Source organism: Moorena sp. SIOASIH, assembly GCF_010671925.1.
GTDB lineage: Bacteria > Cyanobacteriota > Cyanobacteriia > Cyanobacteriales > Coleofasciculaceae > Moorena.
The window spans coordinates 907,149-918,515 of sequence record NZ_JAAHIH010000005.1 but is presented as its reverse complement, the minus strand read 5'-3'; the positions used below and the strand labels follow the sequence as shown (position 1 = coordinate 918,515).

Genomic DNA, 11,367 nt, shown 5'->3' with positions numbered 1-11,367 from the left:
CCTGTTTGACATCAGGCTTATCGGTCAATCTTTTCACCTCTGACCAGACGAAATTATCGGAATCTTGGTTCCAGCTTGTGTTAGAGCTTGTTTGAAGCGTTCACTATTCTAACTTAGGGTGCGGTATGTGGGTTTGACTCTTTCTTTGGCATATACTTAACCACATTGAGCAAACATACAATTAAGACTTAGTAGCCACGGTTTCGATCAATTACATACTCCAATGGTCTGCCCTCGCGACTACAATTGATTGTATCGAGAATGGGATCGACTACCTCCTCAGGCATACCAGGAGCAGCGATATGAGGAGTTACGATAATGTGGGGATGAGACCAAAAAGGATGGTCATTGGGCAAGGGTTCGGTATCGAATACATCCAAACACGCACCAGCAATTTGACCTGAATCTAAGGCACTCAATAAATCTGCTTCTACCAAGTGCTTGCCTCGACCGACATTAATTAAGTAAGCCCCGGTCGGTAAAGCTGAAAACGTGTCATGGCATAGAATACCCTCGGTTTCTGGGGTTAGCGGCAGCAAACATACGATTGCTTGGCATGTTCTCAAGAAAAGCTTGAACTGTTCGCGCCCGTGAAAGCACTCGACTCCGGCAATTGCTTTTGGTGATCGACTCCATCCCCGCACCGCAAACCCAATAGCTGCAAGCTTTTTTGCGACCGTTAACCCTAAAACCCCTAATCCCAAAATCCCCACTGTAAATACCCTCGCATCTAGTACCGGTAGATATTTCCAGCGCCGCGATCGCTGCAATGCTTGATACTCCATAAACCGCCGTTGAAACAGCAAAACAGCTAGAGTGACATACTCGGCCATTTGCCATGTTTTGCCTTCCGAGACCAGACGCACGATCGGGATGTGATTGGGGAGATCAGGGTCTACTAAAATCCGATCTACGCTGGCTCCGAGGGATATAATTAACTTCAGGTTGGGAAACGTTTGCATCACTCCCAGTGGGGGCAACCATGCCAACACAATCTCAATCTCTTCGGGTTTCCCGCATTCAGGCCAGACGCGCAAATCTAAATCAGCCTTGCGGTTCTTCAATTTGGTAATTAATTGGGCAAACCATGGGTCTGTCGGATCGATTTCTGCAAGTATTAACACTGCCATAGTTGAAGCTCATCTAGTGAATCGACAATAATTTTCTACTGATTCATCACAAATTTTTGACAGCCGCTTCAATCTCCTCTCTCGGTCCTAATGCCACCAAACGCAAGTACCCTTCTCCACAATCCCCAAACACGGAACCGGGGACGCCCACAATCCCGGTCGATTGCAACATTTTTTGAAAAAACTGCCAGGATGACAAGCCTTGGGGTGCCTTCACCCAAACAAAAGGACTATCAATGCCACCAAAGCACGTTAGCCCCGTTGCTGCCAAACCCTCTCGGAGCAAGCGAGCATTTTCCAGGTAATACGTTACCACCTCCTGACATTCCTGTTGCCCTGCTGGGGATAAAGCTGCGATCGCTCCGTGCTGGGCAATATTGGCCGTACCCCAAAACTTAACAGCATGCCGGAGCCGCCACAAATCATTTAATTCTCCTGGCACTGTATTTTTAATGGTTAGCCCTTGAGGAATAACGCACCACCCCACCCTCAAACCGGTGAAATTTGCCCATTTGGAAAAACTGCCAATTTCAATGGCGCATTCTTTGGCCCCTTCGATTTCATAAATACTCTGGGGTATGTTTGGAGTCGTAATAAATGCGCTGTAAACAGCATCGAAAATAATTACAGCTTGATGACTTCTGGCATAGTCCACAAAAGCTTGGAGCTGTTCGGGAGTAGCAACCGCTCCCGTGGGGTTATTGGGAAAGCACAGATAAATCAGATCTACTTTTTCATCCGGAAGCTTGGGCACAAAATTATTGTCCTCGCGACAGGGCAAGTTTACCAATGGACGACCTGCCACTAAGGTTCCTTCCACAAAAGAGGGGTAAGTGGGGTTTTGTACTGCTACTGTATTATCTGGAGCAAACAGTTCTTGAATATTGACCGAAACGGATTGAGCGCAATCGCTGATAAAAACTTCGGACGGATCGATGTCCATTTTTTTCTGGTAATAGTCGGCACAAACTGCCGATCTCAGGGCTGGATTTCCGGTAATATCTTCATAACCCGTATAAGTTTGGCGATCGCCCAAGCGATTTGCTGCCTCTACTAAAGCCCGCACCACTGTAGGTGGCAAAGGCTGAGTAGTGTCACCAAAAGCCATCATAAATAGTTGTTGTTGTGGATGGCTTGCTCGATAGGCTTCAAACTTACCCCAAACTTGGTTAAAAACGATTTCGGTATAGGTTTTTCCTCCACTTAACTGACTCAGAGATAAGTTTTTAGTGGCCATTGAATCGGAATGGGTAACAGGTGACTGACTATCGCCTTGGTAGCATCTGCACCAAGAGCTTTAGGATTTTTTTTTGTTGAAGGCTCAATCGCCCTTAACACTAAGGATTTATGGCTTATAGCTATTATTGCATTTATGAGGTACAATTATCAACCTCAAAGTCCCCCTTTTTAAGGGGGATTTAGGGGGATCCCTTTGTACCTCATGGGAAATAGAATTGCTATATATGCCTAGGCTAAATTGCTAGCTTTTGCTGTATATACTCCGAAAGTTGATAGTTTGTCAGAACCTCTAGGGGTAAGTGGGCAGCACCTTGAATTGCTCCCAGGCAATTTTAACTTTGACAAATACAATCAAATCCCCGATCCATAGACCATTCCGTTGATGGATAAAAGAATGTTAATTCTTCTCCTATTTCTATTTTTCGGAGTGCCCTAACCAGCATATTTTTAGTATCGAAGCAAACATTGGGAGCGCAACTATGATTGATGTATTGCAAGAACTCGGGGTCGAGCATAATATGTTCGCGATCGCTAATTTGGACGGTTAAATAGTTCGGGCGATCGAGGACTTCTTTAGGGGCAAAATTATGGATGACCTGTCCGGGCATAAACTCGGCGGTGGCATTTAGGGATTTGCTCCCAGTTGTGGGACACTCGCGGATTTCAGCAAAATCTTTTACTTTTGTTATTTGTTCAGTAACCTGCATTAATCTCAATTCTAGGATAACTACAATCTCTAATTTACTTTTTGGGATAGACGTTATTGATTGTTGCCATATTTTCGACGATTTTGCGTTCTAATATATGGTCAAATTATCAAAACTTAGCTCTGATTGCTCAAAACTGAACTTGAGTTTTATGGTCACTGCCAAATCGTTATACATTCTAATATATCATCTATCGACAAGGTTAAATGAAATAAAGTCTAGGCATATGCCTGGCATGCCAACCTAATTGTTTCCTTGGAAACCACACCAGTTGCAAATGTAACTCCCCATCTTCCCATCTGCTCACAGCTCCCACACTTCCCTGTTCAACACGTCTACCAATTACCCATAACCAATTACCTATCACCAATCCGCCATCTCTCAACCACCCGTCGCAATCTCGGAGGTAACCAACTGTCATACTTAGGATAAACTGGTAAACGCGCTACTAACTTCCATCCAGCTGGTTCGATCACTTCTCGCAATCGATAACTATGGGGATGAGGATAATCGGGATTCACCTCATCCTTGGGACTAATTCCTCCTAAATCCCGTGCGCCAGCCTCCAAACAAGCTAATAGAGCAGAAGACCGTTGAGGTAATTCCCCAACAGTATCAACTAAATTGGGAGGAATTTGGACAGTAATATCCTTGGGCAAAATCTGACGCGCCTTCCGAATCACTTTTAGCAGCTGATTAATCCCGAAAGACTGACTATGAAACATTTCTGTAGTGCCCTCACTGTAAGGTTGCAGGATCACCTCTTGGATATGACCATACTCACCATGAATTTGTGCGATCGCATTTAAACTTTCCCACCAATCCTGCTCAGTCTCACCAATGCCAAACAACAAACCGGTCGTAAAGGGAATCCCCAATTCTCCCGCCCATTGCAACTGTTGTAGTCGCACCTCTGGTATCTTACTCGGAGCATAGCAGTGAACCGTTTTGAGCAACTCCGGTGTCAATTGTTCCAACATCAACCCCATAGATACATTCACCTGCTTGAGCGCCGCCATCTCCTCCCAACTCAACGGTCCAACATTAGTATGGGGCAAAAATCCCAGAGACAAAGCCAGGTCACACAAATCATAAATTCGTTGAAACCAAGCCTTGCGCCGTGAAGACCTAGGATGAACCTCACCACTGAGAATCAGAATTTCACAAACACCCTGAGACTGAAGCAACCTTAACTGATTTTCCGCATCCTCCAGACTCAACCAAGGACTGCTACCCGGTTCAGCACGAAAATTGCAGTAGCTACAGCGATTAAAGCATTCGTAAGTGGGTACCAAAGTGTAAGCAGGGCTGTAGGTAATGATGTGGGAATCAGATTGGCAATCAGAAACGTTCATAGGAAAAAGCAGCAGTCAAAAGAGTCCTTTGATAATTGTTAATGGTCAATTGACACTTATCAATGATTCCCTGTTCCCTGTTCCCTGTTCCCTACTCCCGATTCCCTACTCCCTACTCCCTACTCCCTACTCCCTACTCCCTACTCCCTATTAACTACTAACTAATGCCTGTTGTTTAGCATAAATATTTTTCAGATGCTTCTTAACAGTATTGGTAGTAATATAAAGCCGAGCTGCAATTTCTTTGTAAGATAGTTTAGCTTTCTTAAGCAACCACACTTCAGCTTCCCGGTTAGTCAATCCATATTTTTTAGCATCAGTAATAGCAGCATTATAGTAAGAATTATGGCGATTCTCTAGAGTGACTAACAGATAGGGCTCTGCTTGATTATCCAAGACTAACCATCTTACCCTAACTCGAAACGTTACCGAATTATCGGTTTGGATTTCCGACTCAAGAATCATTTTCTGCCCAGAAAACCAATCGCGACTATCAATTAACCCTTCGCACACTCGCCAAATTGACTCAGGGATAGAACTCATCTGTGACTTATCTTGACAGAGTTGACGACAAATGCGACTCCCACGTTCATTAGCATGAACCCACTTTCCTTGAGACGTCAGAATCAAGACACCGTCAACAAACCCTTCAAGAATAGCTTGTAGGAGGAATTGAGAGTTTGAGGATTGTAAACTAGCAATTTTAGACTTATTTTCCGAATGACTGAGCTGATTGGCGGAAGGCCACACTACGCGATTGGCGGAAGGCCACGCTACGCGATTGGCCGAAGGACACGCTACGCGATTGGCGGAAGGCCACGCTACGCGATCGAAACCTTTGACTTGGTAGTTAATCTGGGACTCTAAGCTATACATGTTGAATCTCCTTCAATACCCATAACTTTGCGAATTACCCAAGAACTCTATACAGAGATGGCTGAATTGAGTAACTCGTCGTGGCTTACTGATACAGTCATTTTTATAGGCGCACTTCTGTAGCTACAATGAGCAAGCTACAGATTTCCCAAATTCGTTGCATTTGTTTGCAATCAAGGGTAGCGGGGTGAAGGGACCCGAAAGAAGGTGAAGTTTTTCTACAGTTATTGGTTTTTTATGAGTTTTGTGGAGTGAAAATCCGAAATTATACTCTTGAGGGGTGTTGCTCTATATATATATCTCTCAATAAATACCATTAGATCACGGCAATGTGTAGAAATAGTGAATGGGCTAGCTAAGCCAAGTCATGAAATGTAAGCATTCAGCCCTCAGTAGTCAGCCGTCAGCTAAAAGCTCACGCGTGCGCGTTCAGCTTATTTTTTAAGTAGCGTGCGCTATGGGCATAAACTTTTTCCGTAGCCTGACCACAGGCCTTTAGCTGTTCGCGTAGCGTGCGCGTAGCGCTAATCGCTGTTCGCTGATAGCTGATAGCTGATAGCTGATAGCTGATAGCTTCTCATGAAACTACCTTGCCACAATTTTGTCACTCTATTACATGATCCATGAGCAATGATTCCAGCATTTATCGATGAGTGGTTTCCGGATGAGTTACAAGACAACTATATATATAAACTGATCACCCCACGACGGGTCGGTTTAACTCGCTGTCGGGCAGAGTATTTCGTGCGATTGTGGGCTTATCTACTCCTCAAGCAACAGGAATTGAGTGGTCGCTTAAGAAAACCCCTTACCCAATTGACCATACCGAAAGGGTTTGTCCCCTGTACTCATCGAGAAGCGGCAGAACTCTTCTATGCTAACAAAGACCGAGGAAGCGATCGCGCTGCTGGGATGATGATTAATATCCTAGTGGATCTCGGATTAATTGAGAAAATCTTTGATGGCAATACGATTTGTATCAGAATTCGCCCTGTTGCCCATTTAACATCATCTAACCCATTAGCTGATGCCATACAGTTTCAAGTTGATGGCTTTAACCCCCGCACTGATGCTGTGATCGTGGCGAATTTCTTGGCTCGCAACTACAACTGGATGAGTAATACAACCAATTATATCCCCTTCAAAATTACCAAGCTGCTACGGAGCTGGGCACATCAATACCCCAGTAGTATGCGAGTGCTACGTCGCTGTGATACCTCTGCTGCCGTTGGATTTTATATGCTCTATCCCACCGCCAGTGAGTCTGAGGAAAAATTCTTTCTTCCTGCTAGCAATAGCCTCTATTTGAGTTCCACCTCCACTATCGACCCTCTAAAAATGGCTACCCCCGGAAATCCGGATTCTACTTCGGTTTTAGTCAGGAGTTGGATGATTGATACTCCTTATATAAATCACCAGAATGTGTGTCGATTCCTGGAGGATGTGCAGCAAACCCTAGTGGGTATGGAAGCTGATTTTCCCAACCTTTGGGATTTATACGCCATGACCATCCATCCCAGTTATCAAGAGCTGTCCATGGCGATAGGATTTCAGAAAATCGGTGATCAGAGCAATTCCTCTGTATCCTGGCTGTATACATCAGTAGACCAATTTTTGAGTCTAGCCATGGCAAAGGCGATATCAAAACTGGAATTTAAGTGGAATGGTGCTGAATCAAGACTGACCGGGTGATATAGCGCTACGCGCAAGTCAGAAGTCAGAAGTCAGAAGTCAGAAGTCAGAAGTCAGCTATGACTAAGACAGTAGTAGGGTGGGCAGTGCATCACACAGATAATCAAGCTTGCAAAGCGCTTTGGTAAGCACTGCCCACCCGAAGATTCTTCTTGCTTGCCTGTTCTCTGCCGACAGTATTACGGTGGGCAGTGCATCACACAGATAATCAAGCTTGCAAAGCGCTTTGGTAAGCACTGCCCACCCGAAGATTCTTCTTGCTTGCCTGTTCTCTGCCGACAGTATTACGGTGGGCAGTGCATCACACAGATAATCAAGCTTGCAAAGAGCGTTGGTCGGCACTGCCCACCCCAAGATTAATCCTGTGGAATCGGCATCAGGCGTGGAACGGGCATCTTGCCCGTTTCCTGCCGACAGCTGTAACAAACCTAATATCTGGTCATAAAAGCGATCGCACATTTTTTATTAAGTCCTATGAATTACTTTAGGCAGTTCATCTAGGTTGGGCAGTGGATCAGACAGATAATCAAGCTTGTCATAGCGTTGGTAGGCACTGCCCAACCTAGGGTTAATCCCTAGGATTAATCAAAATTGTCCGAGATCTCAGTAAGGATTTACGAAAGCAATCACTGCTATTTTTGTTAAGCAATGTTAAGCTAAACTAGCACTGGATCAAACGGATTCACCAAGCTGGCCATATACTGGCCTAAGCCTTGCCCAGCATAGGATTCATCCCTCTGATTCATCCCTCGTATTGATTAAAATTTTGTCAGCTCTCAGTAATCATTCACGAAAGCGATCGCATGGTTTTTATTAAGCAAAGTTAAGTAGTTTTAAGTAAAGTTACGATTGAACCCAGAAAATGTATTTATCTTCAGGATTGTATTAGGATAAATACAGACAGGCAAAACAAGCCTGCTGAACCTAGATAATCAAATAAACGCAATCATCCGAACATGACTACCACATTACAACAGCGTAACGCTAACGTGTGGGATCGGTTCTGCGATTGGATCACTTCCACCAACAACCGCCTTTATGTAGGCTGGTTCGGTGTACTGATGATCCCTACATTGCTAACCGCTACCATCTGCTTCATTATCGCCTTCATCGCTGCTCCCCCTGTGGACATTGATGGCATCCGTGAGCCTGTTGCTGGCTCCTTGATCTATGGCAACAACATCATCTCTGGTGCTGTTGTTCCTTCTTCTAACGCCATTGGCTTGCACTTCTACCCAATCTGGGAAGCAGCTTCCTTAGATGAGTGGCTCTACAATGGTGGTCCTTACCAGCTAATCATCTTCCACTTCCTTGTTGGTATCTTCACCTACATGGGTCGTCAGTGGGAGCTGAGCTACCGTCTGGGTATGCGTCCTTGGATCTGCGTTGCTTACAGCGCTCCCTTGGCTGCTGCTACCTCCGTGTTCCTAATCTACCCCATTGGACAAGGTTCCTTCTCCGATGGTATGCCTTTGGGAATCAGCGGTACCTTCAACTTCATGTTCGTGTTCCAAGCTGAGCACAACATTCTTATGCACCCCTTCCACATGCTGGGTGTAGCCGGCGTATTCGGCGGATCGCTGTTTAGTGCGATGCACGGTTCTTTGGTGACCTCCTCCTTAGTGCGTGAGACCACCGAAACCGAGTCTCAGAACTATGGTTACAAGTTCGGACAAGAGGAAGAAACTTACAACATCGTTGCAGCTCACGGCTACTTCGGTCGTTTAATCTTCCAATATGCGTCCTTCAACAACAGCCGTTCCTTGCACTTCTTCTTAGGTGCTTGGCCTGTAGTAGGCATCTGGTTTACCGCTTTGGGCATCAGCACCATGGCGTTCAACCTCAATGGCTTCAACTTCAACCAAAGTGTTATTGACTCTCAAGGTCATGTAATCAACACTTGGGCTGATGTACTTAACCGCGCTAACCTAGGTTTCGAGGTAATGCACGAGCGTAACGCTCACAACTTCCCTCTAGATCTAGCTGCTGGTGAAGCTACTCCTGTTGCTTTAACTGCTCCAGTTATCAACGGCTAATCTAAACTTGGCTTAATTGGCTTAGTTTGAGAAAAGCGCTCTCCGTTTGGGGGGCGCTTTTTTGTTTGTATATAAGGGGAATCGGGAATCGGGAATCGGGAATCGGGAATCGGGAATCGGGAACAGTAAATGTTGCGTAGTGGACTGACACAGCTAAAATGGTGTTTTAGGACAATCCCTTAATCCCTTGTAAATTAAGGTTTTTACCAAAATGCTATTGTACTACTTTAGCTGTGTCAGTCCAGTAGGGTGCGTTAGGGGCGGGCTTGCCCTAATTTTAAGCCTCTTCGCGCCTGGTTGAAACAGCCCGCCCCGTAACGCACCAGCAGGTCAAACAGCAAAAATGAGATCTACCCATTCATTCACCCTACAAGATAAAAAGTATGGGTAGGTAAAATATAAAGGTGAGGACACCAGCCCCATAAGATACTGGTGCAAGTCTGTGGGTGCATCTATAAACTTTATGGGAAAGAAAAACCACAAAAAGGCAATTCGTAGCTTGAATCAGCGCATTGCTGAACACCAAGAAAAGATTAAACTAGAGTATGAAAAGGACTTTCCCGATCAAGGTTTAATAAGACATTGGGAAACTGAGATTCGTGCCTTTGAGAAGGGCATTCAGCAAGCACTAAAACGATTGGGGAAATAATTATGCAGATTCGCGATCGCGCCCTTCCTATTACTAGCAATACTCTCAAAACATTAATTACAGAGTTAGGCTCAGAATGCCAAACTGTTACCGCTTTAATCTATCAACTTCAGTCACCTCACCTCAGTGCTAGACAACAAGCTGAGATTCTGGCAGAATTGCTGGCTGCTGCAATTCATTTGAATGTTCATTGTGGGGAGGACTTTCAGATGCTAATTGCTCAGGAGATGGAAAAATTACCGGATGATGATGAATATGGATAAATCGGGATTTGAAGTCAGAAGTCAGAAGTTTGAAGTCTATTCGTAAGCATTCAGTGGTCAGTGGTCAGCGGTCAGCGGTCAGCGGTCAGCCGTCAGCTTCTTTTATTAAAAAGCTGTTTCCGTAGCTTGGCCAATAGCTGTTCGCGTAGCGTGCGCTTAAGCTGATAGCTGATAGCTGATAGCTGATAGCTGATAGCTGATAGCTGATAGCTGATAGCTGATAGCTGATAGCTGAATGCTTACCGGGATTGGGCTGACTGAGCTTCACTACAATTAGCTCCGATAGAAGTTCCTGACCTTAATAACTGATTTGCTAACGTTCTAGGAACTTTAGATTCTTCTAACCAAACGCAAGCTTTGACTATTCTAACCGCAAACTTTTTGGTTCTGTTCTGAATTGAAACTTGTGGATAACTCAAATTATTTCTTCAAACTTCAAACTTCAAACTTCTGACTTCATCCCAGCGCACACTAAACGAAAACCATCAAAGTCGTGGCGGAAGTCGCGCCTAACGTAGAAGCTGCGAATCGCAGAACGGCAGAAAATAGGATAGCTGATCCAGGAGCCGCCCCGCAGCACTGAATACGGGCTTTTATCCTCATTTTTGAATGAATCTGACTTATTTTCACCATTGACATTTTCCGCTTCATTCTTATCAATCCAAGCACTGCCGTCACTGGGCGCATTCTCATAATTATCATGCCGATCATCAGCGCACCATTCCCAAACGTTCCCGTGCATATCACTGAGTCCAAAAGAGTTGACCACTTCAAAATATCCTACTGGTGTTGTTTCCTCACGGTATTCTCCTTTTGGCCCTCTACCATAAGATCCTGACCATCTAGAGTCTTTATCATCCGTCCCGCGATAATTAGCCAAAGCTGTTGTCATGGTTTCTCCGAAGTGGAATGGGGGATAGGACTCTCCGTTTTCGAGGTTAAGGGGTTTTGTAACCCCTCGACAGGCATATTCCCATTGCGCTTCAGAAGGTAGTCTATATTCCTTTCCTGTTAGCTTAGAAAGGCGGTCACAGAACTCTACTGCATCATACCAATTGACTTGTTCAACAGGTCTTTGCCATCTATCTATCCCTTGATAGGGCTGTTTAAAATAAGAGGGGTCTGGATCCAAATCTTGATTTACCTTAAGGTCAGAACGAGATGCGATCGCGTTCCATTGAGCTTGAGTAATGGGGTAACGTCCCATTAAAAACGAGGAAATAGTTACATGATGTTGGGGTCTTTCATTGTCACGACTCCCTTGTTCACTCTCTGGTGCGCCCATTGTGAAGGTTCCATCAGGGATTAAGACCATTTCGAGAGGGATACCGTCTATGTATTCTCTGTAACCTCGAAACCTTTGTTTTGGGCGTTTTATGGTCAGTTTGGCCATAATTCTTCAAACTTCGAACTTCTGACT

The 11,367-nt window shown here is 44.9% G+C and carries 14 protein-coding genes; 5 read left to right on the top strand and 9 right to left on the bottom strand.

Annotated features, from left to right (window positions below):
* Positions 1–188: 188 nt before the first annotated feature.
* From F6J90_RS31195 to cofG, 4 genes are all read right to left on the bottom strand, one after another.
* Positions 189–1,130 (bottom strand): glyoxylate/hydroxypyruvate reductase A, encoded by a 942-nt coding sequence (locus tag F6J90_RS31195; protein ID WP_293102778.1) that lies wholly within the window; start codon positions 1,128–1,130, stop codon positions 189–191.
* A 46-nt stretch (positions 1,131–1,176) separates the two neighbouring features.
* The gene (locus tag F6J90_RS31190) at positions 1,177–2,367 is read right to left on the bottom strand and encodes an LL-diaminopimelate aminotransferase (RefSeq protein ID WP_293102775.1); all 1,191 of its coding nucleotides are present in this window, start codon (positions 2,365–2,367) and stop codon (positions 1,177–1,179) included.
* A gap of 334 nt (positions 2,368–2,701) precedes the next feature.
* Positions 2,702–3,076 (bottom strand): SET domain-containing methyltransferase, encoded by a 375-nt coding sequence (locus tag F6J90_RS31185; RefSeq protein ID WP_293102772.1) that lies wholly within the window; start codon positions 3,074–3,076, stop codon positions 2,702–2,704.
* 356 nt (positions 3,077–3,432) lie between these two features.
* Complete coding sequence (gene cofG / locus F6J90_RS31180) at positions 3,433–4,431, bottom strand: 7,8-didemethyl-8-hydroxy-5-deazariboflavin synthase subunit CofG (RefSeq protein ID WP_293102769.1); 999 nt, start codon at positions 4,429–4,431, stop codon at positions 3,433–3,435.
* Between the two features lie 28 nt (positions 4,432–4,459).
* Between cofG and F6J90_RS31175 the strand changes: the two genes are divergently transcribed.
* Entirely contained in the window at positions 4,460–4,585 is a 126-nt protein-coding gene (locus F6J90_RS31175) for a hypothetical protein (RefSeq protein ID WP_293102766.1), read from the top strand.
* On the opposite strand, the gene F6J90_RS31170 is transcribed toward F6J90_RS31175, so the two are convergent.
* On the bottom strand, positions 4,582–5,307 hold the full coding sequence (locus F6J90_RS31170; RefSeq protein ID WP_293102763.1) for a helix-turn-helix transcriptional regulator: 726 nt from the start codon (positions 5,305–5,307) through the stop codon (positions 4,582–4,584). The two genes, F6J90_RS31175 and F6J90_RS31170, sit on opposite strands and share 4 nt — an antisense overlap.
* Before the next feature lie 630 nt (positions 5,308–5,937).
* Between F6J90_RS31170 and F6J90_RS31165 the strand changes: the two genes are divergently transcribed.
* Positions 5,938–6,999 carry a hypothetical protein gene (locus tag F6J90_RS31165; RefSeq protein ID WP_293102760.1) on the top strand — a complete coding sequence of 354 codons (1,062 nt, stop codon included), beginning with the start codon at positions 5,938–5,940 and terminating at the stop codon, positions 6,997–6,999.
* A gap of 63 nt (positions 7,000–7,062) precedes the next feature.
* On the opposite strand, the gene F6J90_RS31160 is transcribed toward F6J90_RS31165, so the two are convergent.
* Positions 7,063–7,458 carry a hypothetical protein gene (locus F6J90_RS31160; protein WP_293102758.1) on the bottom strand — a complete coding sequence of 132 codons (396 nt, stop codon included), beginning with the start codon at positions 7,456–7,458 and terminating at the stop codon, positions 7,063–7,065.
* A 497-nt stretch (positions 7,459–7,955) separates the two neighbouring features.
* On the opposite strand from F6J90_RS31160, the gene psbA reads away from it, so the two are divergent.
* On the top strand, positions 7,956–9,035 hold the full coding sequence (gene psbA / locus F6J90_RS31155; protein WP_293102755.1) for a photosystem II q(b) protein: 1,080 nt from the start codon (positions 7,956–7,958) through the stop codon (positions 9,033–9,035).
* 1 nt (position 9,036) lies between these two features.
* On the opposite strand, the gene F6J90_RS31150 is transcribed toward psbA, so the two are convergent.
* Positions 9,037–9,186 (bottom strand): hypothetical protein, encoded by a 150-nt coding sequence (locus tag F6J90_RS31150; RefSeq protein WP_293102752.1) that lies wholly within the window; start codon positions 9,184–9,186, stop codon positions 9,037–9,039.
* Positions 9,187–9,477: 291 nt separating this feature from the next.
* Here F6J90_RS31150 and F6J90_RS31145 point away from each other — a divergent pair, with 291 nt between their 5' ends.
* A complete protein-coding gene (locus tag F6J90_RS31145; RefSeq protein ID WP_229414547.1) occupies positions 9,478–9,684 on the top strand; it encodes a DUF29 domain-containing protein in 207 nt (68 codons plus the stop codon).
* 2 nt (positions 9,685–9,686) lie between these two features.
* Entirely contained in the window at positions 9,687–9,947 is a 261-nt protein-coding gene (locus tag F6J90_RS31140) for a hypothetical protein (protein WP_293102746.1), read from the top strand.
* Positions 9,948–10,186: 239 nt separating this feature from the next.
* Here F6J90_RS31140 and F6J90_RS31135 read toward each other — a convergent pair whose 3' ends face one another.
* The gene (locus tag F6J90_RS31135) at positions 10,187–10,366 is read right to left on the bottom strand and encodes a four helix bundle protein (protein ID WP_293102743.1); all 180 of its coding nucleotides are present in this window, start codon (positions 10,364–10,366) and stop codon (positions 10,187–10,189) included.
* Between the two features lie 23 nt (positions 10,367–10,389).
* Positions 10,390–11,340, bottom strand: coding sequence for a formylglycine-generating enzyme family protein (locus F6J90_RS31130; RefSeq protein WP_293102740.1), 951 nt, complete (start codon positions 11,338–11,340; stop codon positions 10,390–10,392).
* Between the last annotated feature and the right edge of the window lie 27 nt (positions 11,341–11,367).